Origin of the sequence: Rhodanobacter ginsengiterrae, assembly GCF_050026815.1 — a bacterium.
Taxonomy (GTDB): Bacteria; Pseudomonadota; Gammaproteobacteria; order Xanthomonadales; family Rhodanobacteraceae; genus Rhodanobacter; species Rhodanobacter ginsengiterrae.
The window spans coordinates 227,302-241,111 of record NZ_JALBWO010000055.1 but is presented as its reverse complement, the minus strand read 5'-3'; the positions used below and the strand labels follow the sequence as shown (position 1 = coordinate 241,111).

16 protein-coding genes are annotated in these 13,810 nt (G+C 65.6%); 8 read left to right on the top strand and 8 right to left on the bottom strand.

Translation table 11 applies throughout. The features are described 5' to 3' along the window. The first annotated feature begins 63 nt into the window (after positions 1 to 63). The 4 genes from ACQGNJ_RS12275 to ACQGNJ_RS12260 all read left to right on the top strand — a co-directional run bounded on the left by ACQGNJ_RS12275 (position 64) and on the right by ACQGNJ_RS12260 (position 4,651). On the top strand, positions 64 to 1,005 hold the full coding sequence (locus tag ACQGNJ_RS12275) for an ABC transporter ATP-binding protein (RefSeq protein WP_426689532.1): 942 nt from the start codon (positions 64 to 66) through the stop codon (positions 1,003 to 1,005). After that, positions 1,002 to 1,736 (top strand): ABC transporter permease subunit, encoded by a 735-nt coding sequence (locus ACQGNJ_RS12270; protein WP_426689531.1) that lies wholly within the window; start codon positions 1,002 to 1,004, stop codon positions 1,734 to 1,736. The genes ACQGNJ_RS12275 and ACQGNJ_RS12270 overlap by 4 nt, the downstream gene beginning before the upstream one ends. A gap of 4 nt (positions 1,737 to 1,740) precedes the next feature. Then, a complete protein-coding gene (locus ACQGNJ_RS12265; RefSeq protein WP_426689530.1) occupies positions 1,741 to 3,657 on the top strand; it encodes a GldG family protein in 1,917 nt (638 codons plus the stop codon). A 112-nt stretch (positions 3,658 to 3,769) separates the two neighbouring features. Then, positions 3,770 to 4,651 (top strand): cytochrome c oxidase assembly protein, encoded by an 882-nt coding sequence (locus tag ACQGNJ_RS12260; RefSeq protein ID WP_426689529.1) that lies wholly within the window; start codon positions 3,770 to 3,772, stop codon positions 4,649 to 4,651. A 13-nt stretch (positions 4,652 to 4,664) separates the two neighbouring features. Here ACQGNJ_RS12260 and ACQGNJ_RS12255 read toward each other — a convergent pair whose 3' ends face one another. Together ACQGNJ_RS12255 and ACQGNJ_RS12250 are read right to left on the bottom strand one after the other, a co-directional pair. Continuing rightward, positions 4,665 to 5,165: a copper chaperone PCu(A)C gene (locus tag ACQGNJ_RS12255; RefSeq protein ID WP_426689528.1), complete on the bottom strand. Its 501-nt coding sequence runs from the start codon at positions 5,163 to 5,165 to the stop codon at positions 4,665 to 4,667. After that, positions 5,165 to 5,782: an SCO family protein gene (locus ACQGNJ_RS12250; RefSeq protein ID WP_426689527.1), complete on the bottom strand. Its 618-nt coding sequence runs from the start codon at positions 5,780 to 5,782 to the stop codon at positions 5,165 to 5,167. Before ACQGNJ_RS12250 ends, ACQGNJ_RS12255 begins: the two co-directional genes overlap by 1 nt. A gap of 83 nt (positions 5,783 to 5,865) precedes the next feature. Here ACQGNJ_RS12250 and ACQGNJ_RS12245 point away from each other — a divergent pair, with 83 nt between their 5' ends. Together ACQGNJ_RS12245 and ACQGNJ_RS12240 are read left to right on the top strand one after the other, a co-directional pair. After that, positions 5,866 to 6,243, top strand: a complete 378-nt coding sequence (locus ACQGNJ_RS12245; protein WP_426689526.1) for a DUF423 domain-containing protein — start codon at positions 5,866 to 5,868, stop codon at positions 6,241 to 6,243. A 49-nt stretch (positions 6,244 to 6,292) separates the two neighbouring features. After that, entirely contained in the window at positions 6,293 to 6,712 is a 420-nt protein-coding gene (locus ACQGNJ_RS12240; protein WP_426689525.1) for a hypothetical protein, read from the top strand. Here ACQGNJ_RS12240 and ACQGNJ_RS12235 read toward each other — a convergent pair. From ACQGNJ_RS12235 to ACQGNJ_RS12225, 3 genes are all read right to left on the bottom strand, one after another. Then, entirely contained in the window at positions 6,709 to 7,488 is a 780-nt protein-coding gene (locus ACQGNJ_RS12235; protein WP_426689524.1) for a CPBP family intramembrane glutamic endopeptidase, read from the bottom strand. The genes ACQGNJ_RS12240 and ACQGNJ_RS12235 overlap by 4 nt on opposite strands. Before the next feature lie 92 nt (positions 7,489 to 7,580). Continuing rightward, positions 7,581 to 7,769 carry a type II toxin-antitoxin system antitoxin gene (locus ACQGNJ_RS12230; RefSeq protein ID WP_426689523.1) on the bottom strand — a complete coding sequence of 63 codons (189 nt, stop codon included), beginning with the start codon at positions 7,767 to 7,769 and terminating at the stop codon, positions 7,581 to 7,583. 9 nt (positions 7,770 to 7,778) lie between these two features. Then, the gene (locus ACQGNJ_RS12225) at positions 7,779 to 8,654 is read right to left on the bottom strand and encodes an SPFH domain-containing protein (protein WP_426689522.1); all 876 of its coding nucleotides are present in this window, start codon (positions 8,652 to 8,654) and stop codon (positions 7,779 to 7,781) included. 139 nt (positions 8,655 to 8,793) lie between these two features. Between ACQGNJ_RS12225 and purT the strand changes: the two genes are divergently transcribed. Both purT and ACQGNJ_RS12215 read left to right on the top strand, forming a co-directional pair. Further along, positions 8,794 to 9,975 (top strand): formate-dependent phosphoribosylglycinamide formyltransferase, encoded by a 1,182-nt coding sequence (purT, locus tag ACQGNJ_RS12220; RefSeq protein ID WP_426689521.1) that lies wholly within the window; start codon positions 8,794 to 8,796, stop codon positions 9,973 to 9,975. A gap of 109 nt (positions 9,976 to 10,084) precedes the next feature. Beyond that, the gene (locus ACQGNJ_RS12215) at positions 10,085 to 11,605 is read left to right on the top strand and encodes an FMN-binding glutamate synthase family protein (RefSeq protein ID WP_426689520.1); all 1,521 of its coding nucleotides are present in this window, start codon (positions 10,085 to 10,087) and stop codon (positions 11,603 to 11,605) included. 80 nt (positions 11,606 to 11,685) lie between these two features. On the opposite strand, the gene ACQGNJ_RS12210 is transcribed toward ACQGNJ_RS12215, so the two are convergent. From ACQGNJ_RS12210 to ACQGNJ_RS12200, 3 genes are read right to left on the bottom strand one after another with little or no spacing between them, the layout of a single operon-like run. Beyond that, on the bottom strand, positions 11,686 to 12,438 hold the full coding sequence (locus ACQGNJ_RS12210) for an arginyltransferase (protein WP_426689519.1): 753 nt from the start codon (positions 12,436 to 12,438) through the stop codon (positions 11,686 to 11,688). A gap of 44 nt (positions 12,439 to 12,482) precedes the next feature. Next, complete coding sequence (locus ACQGNJ_RS12205; RefSeq protein ID WP_426689518.1) at positions 12,483 to 12,875, bottom strand: hypothetical protein; 393 nt, start codon at positions 12,873 to 12,875, stop codon at positions 12,483 to 12,485. 18 nt (positions 12,876 to 12,893) lie between these two features. Beyond that, positions 12,894 to 13,760 (bottom strand): acyl-CoA thioesterase, encoded by an 867-nt coding sequence (locus ACQGNJ_RS12200; RefSeq protein ID WP_426689517.1) that lies wholly within the window; start codon positions 13,758 to 13,760, stop codon positions 12,894 to 12,896. Positions 13,761 to 13,810: the final 50 nt, after the last annotated feature.

Here is a 13,810-nt window from a genome sequence, read left to right as displayed (position 1 = left end):
GGGTGCACCGCGGCCAGGTTTTCCCGGGCTTCCGCAGCAACCCCCCACAGCCCATCACCGGACATGATCGAAACCGACCAGCTCACCCGATGCTATGGCCACCTCACCGCCGTGGATGCGCTGAGCATTCGTGTCGAGCCGGGTCAGGTGCTGGGTCTGCTGGGCCCGAACGGTGCCGGCAAGTCCACCGCGATGCGCATGATCGCCGGCTTCCTGGTGCCCACCTCGGGTAGCGCACGGGTATGCGGGCATGACGTCAGTCGCGAGCCGCTGAAGGCGAAGCGGGCGCTGGGTTACCTGCCCGAGGGTGCGCCCAGTTACGGCGAAATGACCGTGCGCGAGTTCCTCCATTTCATCGTGCGGATGCGCGGGTTGAAGGCGGAGACGGGACATCGCCGCTTCGACGCGGTGGTGCAGCAGTTGCAGCTGGAAGACGTGCTGGAGCTGTGCATCGATACGCTGTCCAAAGGCTTGCGCCGGCGAGTCGGGCTGGCCCAGGCGATCCTGCATGATCCGCCGGTGCTGATGCTGGACGAACCCACCGACGGCCTCGATCCCAACCAGAAGCACGCGGTGCGCCAGCTGATCGACGTGATGGCGCGCGATCGCACCATCCTGATCTCCACTCATCTGCTGGAAGAAGTCCATGCATTGTGCAACCGGGTGGTGATCATCGCCCGCGGCAAGCTGCTGGCCGATGCCACGCCGGCCGAGCTGGAAGCGCGCTCGCGTTATCACGGCGCGGTGTCGTTCAGTGCGCCGGGCAGCGGCATGTCGCAGGAGATGCTCGGTCGGCTGCCGCAGGTGGCCTCGATCGAGGTGGATCCGCTGGATGGCCGCATCACCGTGTTTCCCAAGCCTGGCGAGCGCATCCTGGAACCGGTGGAAACGCTGTTGCGCGAGCAGGGGCTGGAAGTTTCGGAGATCCAGCTCGAGCGTGGCCGGCTGGATGAAGTGTTCCGCCAGATCACCACCGCCGGTACCGCGGCCGGGAGCCACGCATGAGTCCGGTCAACGCGGTGCTGCGGCGCGAGTTGCGCAGCTATTTCGTGACGCCGGTGGCGTATGTGTTCCTGGTGATCTTCCTGGTGCTGACCGGCATCCTCACCTTCTATGCCGGCGACTTCTACGAGCGCGGCCAGGCCGACCTGCAGCCCTTCTTCGTGATGCATCCCTGGCTCTACCTGATCCTGGTGCCGGCGATCACCATGCGCATGTGGGCCGAGGAAGCCAAGGGCGGCACGCTGGAATTGCTGCTGACCCTGCCGTTGACGCTGTGGCAGGCCATGCTGGGCAAGTTCCTGGCCGCGTGGCTGTTCATCGGACTGGCGCTGGCGCTGACCTTCCCGATCTGGATCACCGTCAATTACCTGGGCTCGCCCGACAACGGCATCATCCTGGCCGGTTATCTGGGCAGCTGGCTGATGGCCGGCAGTTTCGTCGCCATCGGCGCGTGCCTGTCCGCGCTGACCCGCAGCCAGGTAGTGGCGTTCATCCTGACTGCGCTGGTCTGCGTGCTGCTGATCCTGATCGGTCAGCCGCAGGTGGTGGATTTCTTCTCCGGCGCATTGCCGCGCAAGTTGATCAACGCGGTGGCGCACCTGTCGATGCTGCGCCACTTCGAGGCGATCGCGCGGGGCGTGCTGGACATCCGCGATCTGTTGTATTTCGCGCTGAGCACGCTCGGCTGGCTGATCGCCGGCGTGCTGTTGCTCGACTTGAAGCGGACACGCTGAGGCCATGGCCGACTCGCGCATCCATCGTCTGCTGTCCACGCCGCTGCGCCTGACCCGCCGCGGCATGCTGTACGTCGCACTGGTGCTGCTGGTGCTGCTGTTCGTGCCCTTGATCGTGGCCAGCAGCCGCTGGCTGCATGCCTCGCGGGTCGACCTCACCACCGACAAGCTGTACACGCTGACGCCCGGCACCCTGCAAATCGTCGACCGCCTGCAGCGGCCGTTGCGCCTGACGCTGTACTTCTCCGAGCACGCCACCCGCGACCTGCCGCAGTTGCGCAGTTACGAGCAGCGCGTGCGCGAGATGCTGCAGGAGATGGTGGCGCGCTCGCACGGTCGTATCCGCCTGCAGACCATCGACCCGGTGCCGTATTCCGACGACGAGGCCAGCGCGCAGGGCAGCGGCCTGACGGCGGCCAATGGCGGCAGCAATGGCGAGCGGGTGTTCTTCGGCCTCGCCGGCAGTGCGATGTCCGGCAGCATCGACAGCGACAGCAACGATGATCGGGTGCCGGAGAAGACCCTGTCGATCGCATTCTTCGATCCCTCGCGCGAGGCCTTCCTCGAGTACGACATCGCCAAGCTGGTCTACGAGCTGAACCAGACCAGCAAGCCCGGGGTCGGCGTGATCAGTTCGTTGCCGGTGGAGGGCAACCCGGTGCTGAGCGAGCAGCCATGGACCGTGTTGCAGCAACTGGGCCAGCTGTTCGACCTGAAGACGATCGACGCTGCGTCGTTGCAGAAGGTCGACGACAGCATCAAGGTGCTGCTGCTGATCCATCCGAAGCGACTGACGCCCGACGCGCAGTATGCGATCGACCAGTACGTGCTGGGTGGCGGGCATCTGGTGGTGTTCGTCGACCCCGATGCCGAGCTGGACACCTCGCCGTACGAGCCGGACAGCATCACCTTCCCCGATCACGCGTCGGACCTGCCGCGGCTGTTCAAGGCCTGGGGCGTGGTTTACGACCCGCACAAGGTGGTGCTCGATCGCGCCCGCGCGCTGCAGATCGAGCTGGCGGGCAGCAGCCTCAATCATCCGGCGATGCTGGATCTCGGCGCGCAGGAATTGAATCGGGACGACGCGGTGACCGCCAGCCTGCAACGCATCAACGTCTCCACCGTGGGTTACTTCGACCTGGCGGCAGATGCGCATACGCGACTGATTCCACTGCTGCAGAGCAGTGCCGAGGCCGAGGTGGTACCGACCCAACGGGTGCTGGACGCAAGCAGCGACCCCACCTCGCTGCTGCAGAACTACACCCCCGACAATGCCCATTACGTGCTGGCGGCGCGCCTGCACGGCACCTTCGACAGCGCGTTTCCGGAGCGTGCCGGGGTCGCGGGGCATCGTGCGCACTCGGCCGCCAATGCCGAAGTGATTCTGGTGGCCGATACCGACTTGCTCAGCGATCGCCTGTGGGTCGAGCCACAAACGATGCTTGGCCAGACCATGATGCGGATCTTCGCCAACAACGGCGACCTGGTGACCAACCTGGTGGACAACCTCAGCGGCTCCTCGGCGTTGTTGTCGATCCGTGGCCGTTCCACCTCGCAGCGACCGTTCACGCGGGTGCAGGCGCTGCGCAACGTGGCTGATCAGAAATTCCTGCAGAAGGAGCAGGAGCTGGAGCAGGAACTGGCCGACACCCGCCGCCGGCTGGACGAGCTGCAGCCGGCCAAGGGCAGCCATGGCAGCACCGCCACCGCCGAACAGCGGCGCGAGATCGAGCAGTTCCGCCAGCGCCAGCTCGCGATCAACAAGGAGCTGCGCGATGTGCAGCACCAGCTCAATGCGGAGATCGACGCGCTCGGGCTGCGCGTGAAGGTCGTCAATATCGTGGCGATTCCCGGGCTGGTGGTGCTGTTCGGTCTGCTGTACGGCTGGCGACGGGGCCGCTACAGCCGTCGTCGCCGGTGAAAGCGGCAATCTGCCGCAAGCGTCCGGGCCTGTCGCGGCTGACTCCATTGCCTTGCGGGGTTAAGCTGGGAGGTCGCCGGCCACCGCCGGTGCAGACAGAAGTGTCGGTGCTGTGAGCGCAACCTTGTTGAAATGGATCGTGCCGTGGGAGTTTTCGTGGGTGCTGCTCACGTGCTTCGTGGTAACCGGCGTGATGTACCTGCGCGGTTGTCGCCGGCGGCCTGTGCGGTTCGCCAGCAAGCTGGCATTCTGGTCCGGCATGGCGATCATCTATCTGTCACTGCACACGTATCTTGATTACTACGCCGAGCATGAGTTCTTCATGCACCGGCTGCAGCAATTGCTGTTGCATCACATCGCTCCGCTGCTGATCGTCGCGGCCTATCCCGCGTCGGTGCTGCGTGCCGGCCTGCCACTGGCCTGGCGGGTGCGGCTGCTGCGTCCATTGCAGCGCTCCTGGCCGTGGCGGCTGGTCTTTGGCGTGCTGTGGAACCCGACCGTGGCCACGCTGCTGTTCATCGCCTTCATCTTGGTCTGGCTGATTCCGTCGATGCAGACGCTGGCGATGCTGGACTGGCGCATCTATCGCTTCATGAACTGGAGCATGCTGGTCAGCGGTTTCGCCTACTGGTCACTGGTGCTTGATCACCGTCCGCATCCGCCGGGCCGGATGACCGCGGGTCTGCGCGTGCTGTCGCCGGCGATCACCATGACGCCGCAGATCCTGGCCGGTGCGATCGTCACCTTCTCCAAGACCGACCTCTACCCGATCTTCGAAATCTGCGGGCGGGCGTTCACCTTCAACGTGCTGACCGGTCAGCTGATCGGTGGCGTGATCATCTGGGTACCGTCGGCGCTGGTGGAATCGATTGGCGGCCTGATGGCGTTGCGCCTGTGGCTGCGGCTGTCGCGCAATGGCCGATTGCCGCGCAAGCCGCCGCGCAGAACCGCACCGCGCGGCTCCGTCGCCAGCAGGGTGGCGATTCCCGACTGAGCTTGCCCGGCCTTCAGTGCGCGTGCGGCATCGCCCGGTGATCCATGCCCGGCATGGCGTGGTCGTCACCGGCGTCCAGTGCATTGGCCGGTCGTGCGATGAAATCGGTGACCAGCGTGCTGCCGTCGGCGAACCTCAAGCTCAGCTTGACCGTGTCGCCGGGTTTTACTGGTGCATTCGGCTGCATCAGCATCAGGTGATAACCGGCCGGCGCCAGCGCCGCCTTGCCGCGTGCCGGGATCTGCAGCGAGTCGACCATGCTCATGCGACTGACGCCACCGGCGGTCGAGCTCAAGTGCAGCATCACTTCGGCGTAGATCGTGCTGCTGGCACCGCGCAAGGCGATCGGCGTCGCGCTGTCATTCTCCAGCGTGACATAGGCGCCGGCGGGCAGGGCGCCGGGCAGCACGCGGATCCAGGCATGGCTGGCACGGATGTGGTCGGCGTCGGCGGCATGGGCGCCACCGGCCAGCAGCAAGCTGGCCAGCAACAGCGACAAGGTGGAAAATTTCATCAATGGGTCTCCGTGCTCAGCAGCAGATGCAGGTCGTGGACGAGGTCGTCGCGCGAGGCGGAGGGCGTGGCCAGCACGCGCGCGCGGCCGTCGCGATCGAACACGTAGATGGCGGAGCTGTGGCTCACTTCGTAATTGCCGTCGGCGTCGCCCGGCTCGCGGGTGAACGCCGAGCGATAGCGCTTGCTCAGTGCCTCGACACGGTGTGCGTCGCCGACCAGGCCGACCGCGTGCTTGTCGAAGGCGCCGACATAGGCATGCATCACCGCAGGTGTATCGCGTGCCGGATCGACGCTGACGAACAGGATCCGTGCATCGTCCGCCAGCGGCCCCAGCCGCTGCATCACCACGTGCAACTGCGCCAGGGTCAGCGGACAGACATCGGGGCAGTGCGTGTAACCGAAGTACAGCAGCACCACCTTGCCGCGGTAATCCGCGCCGGTGACGGCCTTGCCATTGTCATCGGTCAGCTTGAAATCCAGGTCGGGCATGTGGCCGCTGATGTTGGTCAGTCGGAACGGCAACGGCTCGCTGCGATGGCAGCCGGCCAGCAGTACGCCGGTGCCAAGCAACAGGCCAAGCAGCAACAACAGGCGCGGTGGGCGCGGGCACTTCATGCGAGAATCCTTGCGTCGATAACCGTTCAAGGATACGACACTGGCCAGTTGGCCGGGTTCGCCAGCCGGGGAATACACGCCTGATGCGACAAACCGTCAGTATCCGCAGCGCGCTGCTGGTTGGCATCGCTGGTGCCAGTGCGGTGCTGCTGGGGGCCTTTGGTGCCCATGCCTTGCGCGGCGTGCTCGATCCCCCGGCCACGGAGTTGTGGCATACGGCGGTGAACTATCACGTGTGGCATGCGCTGGCGTTGGCGATGAGCGTCGGCCTCGGGCGCGGACGCAGCGGGCGCTTCGCCCGGTGGGCGTTTGCCATCGGCATCGTCCTGTTCAGCGGCAGCCTGTATGCGCTCGCCTTGGGTGCGCCACGCTGGTGCGGCGCGATCACGCCGTTCGGCGGGCTGGCCTTCGTCGCCGGCTGGCTGGCGCTGGGGTGGACGCTGCGCACGCGTAACGATTAGTTCTTGCCGGCGTCATCCAGCGGTCATGCATGGCCGCCATGGTGTGGGCATGAGCATCCAGATTGCCCTTCCTCGTCACGCGCGCACGGTCGGCTCGACGGACGGTTTCCTGCAACGTCTGCGCGGGCCCGGCTTGGCCTTGCTGATGGTGCTGTCGCTGGGGCTGGCGTGGTCGTGGTTGTCGTCCAGCGACAACTTGGCGGCAGTCGATCCGGTCAATCCGCTGGTGCATTGGCAGGACGCGGCGCACGACTGGCTGCTGGTGGTCGATCCGGCAACCCGCGAACTGGTGGTCTACGACGCCAACGACGGTCGCCCATTGAAGCGCTTGGGTGCAGCCGACGGGCTGCCGGAAATCGAGTCGATCGTGCAGCAGGGATCGTGGCTGTTCGTGATGGGCGCCAGGCATCCGAAGGTGCGCCTGCTCAAATTGCCGGAGCTGAAGGCGCTGGCGCTCGACGCCGGCTAGAAACCCGCCAGCGGCACCGCCACGTGCAGCACCAGATCGGCGCAGAAGTGGGCCAGCATCGCGTGTTCGAATCCGTACTTCCAGAACAGCCAGCCGAACACGCCGGCGACCGCCGCGTTGAGCAGGACGATGCGGGCGATCAGCAGCGGCGCCTGGGTCATGCCGCTGGCAAAAGCGGCGGGCAGGTGGCCGGCGCCGAACAGCAGCGCGGCCAGCACGATGGCGAACACAAACATCCACGGCCGTGCCACACGCCGGTTGCATCGAGCCAGCAGCCACACCAGCGCAGCGACCAGAAACAGGCGGAATTCCACCTCTTCCACGATGCCGCCATAGAACGACGCCAGCAATCCCCGCCATGCCCAACCCGTTGCGGTGGTGGCAGCAGCCGGCTCCCGCGGACCAAGCAGCCACACCCCGGTGACCACCAGCGCAACCAGGACACCGAGCACGACCGCCAGCCACCAGCGCGCGTGCCGTGACGGATCGCGCGGACGCCGGTAGATCCATGCACGCAGCCACGGCGCATCGAGGCCGTACGGCGCACCCAGATACAGTCCCAGCCATGCCAGCAGCCAGCACAGCACTCCAGCCTGTGCCGTTTGCGCTGCGATCAGGGCCGGCAGTGGCAACGGCAAGGCGGCCAGTTTTTGCGGCATCAGCACCAGCAGATAGGGCCACAGCGCCAGTGTGGTCAACACTCCGGCGAGGCCGAACAGCAGGGCCAGTTTCAGGTTCGGGCTGCGCATCGGCAATGTGGAAGGAATGCTGGACATGAGAATGTTCCGGTGAGAATCAGCAAAAGTTGCCGTTTGAAATGGAACGCAGTGAAATGGAACGCAGGATGGCCTGCTGAAATCGGCCTCGATCAGCTGTCGTCGTCCGTCACCGGCTCGCTCTTGCCCGGCTTCAGGCGGCCGCTCTTGCGCAGCGCTTCACGCAGCACGTATTCGATCTGCGCGTTGACGCTGCGCAACTCGTCGTCCGACCAGCGCTGCATCGCGTCCAGCACGGCGGCGCTGATGCGCAGTGGATAGGCTTTCTTCTCGGCTGCCATCGGGCCGCGTCAGTACAGCGTGCCGGTGTTGAGCACCGGTTGCGTGCCGCGCTCTCCGCACAACACCACCAGCAGATTGCTGACCATCGCCGCCTTGCGTTCCTCGTCCAGTTGCACCACGCCGCGCTGGCTGAGCTGGTCCAGCGCCATCTCGACCATGCTCACCGCACCTTCGACGATCTTCGTGCGCGCGGCGATGATCGCGCCGGCCTGCTGCCGCTGCAGCATCGCCTGGGCGATTTCCTGGGCATAGGCGAGATGGCTGATGCGTGCCTCGACCACCTGCACGCCGGCCTTGCCCAGGCGGGTCTGGATTTCGTCACGCAGGTGCGAGTTGATCACGTCACCGTGACTGCGCAGCGACGGCTTGCCGTCGTCATGGGCGTCATACGGATAGCTCTGCGCCATCTGCCGCAGCGCCGATTCGCTCTGGATGTGCACGTAGTTCTCGTAGTCGTCGACACAGAACACCGCTTCGGCGGTATCCAGCACCTGCCACACCACCACCGCGCCGATCTCGATCGGATTGCCGTCGTTGTCGTTGACCTTCAGCTTGCCGCTTTCGAAGTTGCGCACGCGCAGCGAGATGCGCTGCCGGCTGAAGAACGGATTGGTCCAGCGCAGACCCTCGACGCGCACGGTGCCGGCGTACTTGCCGAACAGCTGCAGCACCTGACCTTCGTTCGGTGCGACCTGGAAGAAGCCCTTGAGCAGGAAGCCGTCGATCGCCAGCAGGATCACGCCGGCAAATACCTGCGACGGCGGCGGCGCCTCCGGATGACCATGGATGGCGGATATCAGCAGCGCCGCGCCGATGGCGGCGAGCACCAGACAGAACCCGATGAACGGGATGCCGGCAACGGAAAAACCTTGGTGTTCGTTCATGAGCAGTCTCCCTGAGGTGCGGAAATTAGATATCAAAATGATATCTAATGCAAGTACACGCTGGCGCTCCCGCCAAACTCCGGGTTCGGACCGCATCAGGCCCGCATACAATGCCGGTTTGCCTGCTGCGGAGAACCCGATGAAGCCCTTCGGCACCCCCCATTCCGATCGTGCGTTGCGCGTCCTGCTGCTGGGCGCCGGCGAGCTGGGCAAGGAAGTGGCGATCGAACTGCAGCGCTATGCGGTGGAGGTGATTGCGGTGGATCGCTATGCCAACGCGCCGGCCATGCAGGTGGCTCATCGCAGCCATGTGATCGACATGCTCGACGCCGTGGCCCTGCGTGCGGTGATCGAACTGGAAAGGCCCGATCTGGTGGTGCCGGAGATCGAGGCGATCCACACCGCGACCCTGATCGCGCTGGAGCAGGAGGGCCAGCGGGTGATTCCGACCGCCCGCGCGGCGTGGCTGACGATGGATCGCGAAGGCATCCGCAAGCTGGCCGCCGAGGAATTGGCCTTGCCGACGTCGCCGTATCGCTTCTGCGACGACGAGGCGCAGTATCGCGAGGCGGCTGCGGCGATCGGCTATCCGTTCGTGATCAAGCCGGTGATGAGTTCGTCCGGCAAGGGCCAGAGCGTGGTGCGCAGCGCCGACGAGCTGCAGCACGCGTGGGACTACGCGCAGTCCGGCGGGCGCGCGGGCAAGGGCCGCGTGATCGTCGAGGGCTTCGTCGATTTCGACTACGAGATCACCCTGCTCACCGTGCGGCATGTGGATGGCGTGAGCTTCTGTGCGCCGATCGGCCATCGCCAGGAGGACGGCGACTACCGCGAATCCTGGCAGCCGCAACCGATGAGCGAGGCCGCACTGGCCGAGGCGCAACGGCAGGCGGCGGCGGTTACCGGCGCGCTGGGTGGTTGGGGCGTGTTCGGCGTGGAGTTTTTCGTGAAGGGCGACCAGGTGATTTTCTCCGAGGTCAGTCCGCGACCGCACGATACCGGCCTGGTCACCTTGATCTCCCAGGAACTTTCCGAATTCGCCTTGCACGCACGGGTGATTCTGGGCCTGCCGATTCCGGTGATCCACCAGTACGGACCGTCTGCCTCCTGTGCGGTACTGGTCGAAGGCGACGGTGCGGGGCCGCGCTACCACGGCGTGGCCGACGCCCTCGCCGAAGCGGATACGCAACTGCGCATTTTCGGCAAGCCTGCGGTGAAGGGCCGGCGGCGCATGGCGGTGACGCTGGCACGCGCGGCGACGCTGGACGAGGCCGTGGCCAAAGCTGTCCGTGCGGCCGGGAAACTGCGCATCGAATTGTGATGGCGGGGCGATCGAGCAGCTGATGCGATAGGCTCTCAAGGAACATTGGCTATCGCGCTGCCGGGCACGCGCGCGGCCACGCATGAACCACTGACTGGGGGGAGGCGGCATGGAATCAGGCGGATTCGCACATTGGCTGGTGGTGTTGGTGGAACTGGTCACCGCGCTGGCCGTTCTGGCTTTCGCGCTCGCGCTGATGGTGGTGCTGGTGACCTGGGTGGTCGACCGCAACCAGACCGGCAACGCGGTATTGCGCAACTTCCCGGTGATCGGCCACTTCCGCTACTGGTTCCTGCATCTGGGTGAATTCTTCCGCCAGTACCTGTACTCCAGCGATCGCGAGGAAATGCCGTTCAACCGCGCCCAGCGCACCTGGGTGTATCGCGCCGCCAAGAACGCGGACAACACCAATGCATTCGGTTCCAGCCGCGACCTGCGTGCCGAAGGCGTACCGTTCTTCGTCAACGCGCCGTTTCCCGATCTGGGCACCGATCACGTCGAGCCGGTGCCGGTCACGATCGGCCCGTACGCGCGCGAGCCTTACAGCCACGCGGCCTTCTTCAATATCTCCGCGATGAGCTTCGGCGCGCTGTCGGCACCGGCGGTGCGTGCGCTGTCGCTTGGCGCGGCCAAGGCCGGCATCTGGATGGACACCGGCGAGGGCGGGTTGGCGCCGTATCACCTGGAAGGCGGCTGCGACATCATCTTCGAGATCGGCACGGCCAAGTACGGCGTGCGCACGCCCGAGGGCAAGCTGGACGACGACAAGCTGCTGGCGATCTGCGCGCACCCGCAGGTGAAGATGGTCAGCATCAAGCTGGGTCAGGGCGCCAAGCCCGGCATGGGTGGCCTGTTGCCAGGCGCCAAGGTCACTGCCGAGATCGCCGCGATCCGCGGTATTCCGGTGGGCGAGGATTCGCAGAGCCCCAATCGCCACCTCGACATCGGCAACGTCGCGCAATTGATGGACAGCATCGCGCATATCCGCGAGCTGACCGGCAAGCCGGTCGGCTTCAAGGCGGTTCTGGGCGGTGTGGAATGGATCGGCGAATTGTGCGACGAAGTGCGCCGGCGCGGCATCGACAGTGCGCCGGATTTCATCATCGTCGACGGCTCCGAGGGCGGCACCGGCGCGGCGCCGCAGACCCTGATGGAAGGCGTCGGCTTGCCGCTGCACGAGGCGTTGCCGGCGCTGCTGGACATGCTGATCGTCAAGGGCCTGCGCGAACGCGTCAAGGTGATCTGCTCGGGCAAGTGCATCACCGCCTACGACGTGGCCTGGGCCTTGTCGATCGGCGCGGACTTCGTCAATTCCGCGCGCGGCTTCATGCTGGCGCTGGGCTGCATCCAGTCACTGCAGTGCAACCGCAATACCTGTCCCACCGGCATCACCACGCAGAATCCGAAACTGCAGCGTGGCCTGGTGGTCAGCGACAAGAGCGAGCGCGTGTTCCATTACGCGAAGAACGTGATGCGCGAGGTCGGCATCATCGCGCACAGCTGCGGCGTCAGCGAGCCGCGCCAGCTCAATCGCGGGCATTGCCGGGTGGTCGGTGACGATGGCCTGTCGATCCCGCTGGAGAAATTGTTTCCGTATCCGGTAGTGCGAGAAGTGAGCCAAGCGAAGTGAGCCAAGAGAAGTGAGAAGTGAGAAGTGAGGGAATGCTTCGGATCTGCGCGATCCCGCTTTCTCTCACTCCTCACTCCTCATCACTCACTCTTCTTCAGCTCAACCAGCGGCGGGCGATGCCCGCCCTGCGGCATGTCGGTCCAGCCCTCGGCCGTGCGTATCTGCAACGGTTTGAAGCGGCGCTTGTAGTCCATCTTCGGATGGCCATCGATCCAGAAACCCAGGTACAGCCACGGGATGGCTCGGCGCCGGGCCAGGGCTACCTGCTGCAGGATGGCGAAGGTGCCCAGGCTGCGCGCGGCGTCGTCCGGATCGTAAAACGTGTAGACCGCGGACACGCCGTTGAGGCAGACGTCGGTGACGGCGACGGCGAGCAGGCGCGACCCGGCGCGCAATTCCATGAACAGCGTCGGGCTCCACGGTGCGGTGAGAAAGCGTCGGAAATCGCTCGCTTCGGCGTCATCCATGCCGCCGCCGGCATGACGACGCTGCAGGTAGCGCTCATAGAGTGCGTGGCGTTCGCGGTTGTAGCCGGGAATGCATTCGACGATGGTGAGATCGGCATTGCGCTTCAGGCAGCGCTTCTGGGCGCGATCGGGCTGAAAGTTCGCCACGTCGATGCGACAAGGCGTGCAGGCGCGACAGCTGGCGCAATGGGGGTAATACAGGTGGCCACCGGCGCGGCGAAAGCCGCGTTCCAGTGCCGGACCGTAGAGCTGGTCCAGATGGGGCGCGGCCGGATCCAGCACCAGGTTCTGCGCCGTGCGATCGGCGTAATAGCCGCACGCATGGGGCAGGGTCTGGAACAGCCGGACTTGGTCGGATCGGCGCATGGAGCGATTCTATGCCGCTGCTGGCGGCGCCGCACCTGGTCGACTCAGAATACGTGCAGGTCGCGCAGCATGGCCAACGCCGCCACGCCGAGCACCACCAGCAGCACGACGCGACGCACCCGGGCTACGGTGTGCGTACGCCGGTTGAGGGGAGTGGGATTGCGCGCAGCGGCCAGCTCCTCGCCATAGCGAATCACCGGTTCGATGCCGATCTCGCGCAGCAGTGCGCGGGCACGGGCGTAATCGTCGGCGCTGGTGATCCACACCTGCGGCCAGCTGCTGCGGTCGTCCTGGCGCTGCGCATAGCTGAAGCGCTGCCAGCTCGAGCGGTTGTAGTTGGAGCGGTTGGACACGCTGGCCTCGATGCCGTGCTCGGCCATCAGGGCGACCACGGTATCGATGTTCTGCTCGCGGGGGGAGGTATAGATCTGGCGCATGGGCAGGAGTTTACGCGATCAGTCGCCGCGCACGCGGATCAGCCCTTCCTGTGCGGTGGACGCAACCAGTCGACCGTCGCGGGTGAAGATCTGCCCGCGGGCCAGTCCGCGGCCACCCTGCGCGGTGGGGCTGTCGAACGTGTAGAGGAGCCATTCGTCGACGCGGAACGGGCGATGGAACCAAAGCGCATGGTCGAGGCTGGCCATCTGCACGTTGTGGGTCATGTAGGAAATGCCATGCGGCAGGGTGGCGGTGCCGATCAGGTGGAAGTCCGAGGCATACGCCAGCAGTGCGCGGTGCAGGATCGCCGAGTCGTCGATCGGCGTGGTCAACCGGAACCAGATGTGCTGGATCGGTGGGCGCTTCACCGGATGCATCTCGTCGCGCGGCCATACCTGGCGGAATTCGAATGGACCATCGATGCCCAGCCAGCGCTGCAGCTTCACCGGCAGTCGCGCCAGTTCATCGGGCGGCAGCGGCGGTTGTGGCGCAATATCTTCCGGCGCCGGCACCTCGGGCATGCTGGTCTGGTGTTCGACGCCGGTTTCCGGAATCTGGAACGAGATCGAGCCGTTCAGGATCGGCTGACCGTGCTGGATCGCCACCACCCGCCGCGAGGAAAAACTGCCGCCATCGCGGGTTCGCTCGACGCTGTAGACGATCGGTGCGCGAATGTCGCCGGCGCGCAGGAAGTAGGCGTGCAACGAATGTGCCTCGCGTTCCGGCTCCACCGTTTGCTGCGCGGCCGACAGCGCCTGTCCCAGCACCTGGCCACCGAACACGAAGCGCGTGCCGATGTCGCGACTCTGGCCGCGGAACAGGTTGTCTTCCAGTCGCTCCAGCTGCAGCAGCTCGACCAGTTCGGTGACGTGGTTGGGTGACATGGAATCAGGCTCGGCAGGCGGAAACGCCCGATTATAGCGGCCGACGACAT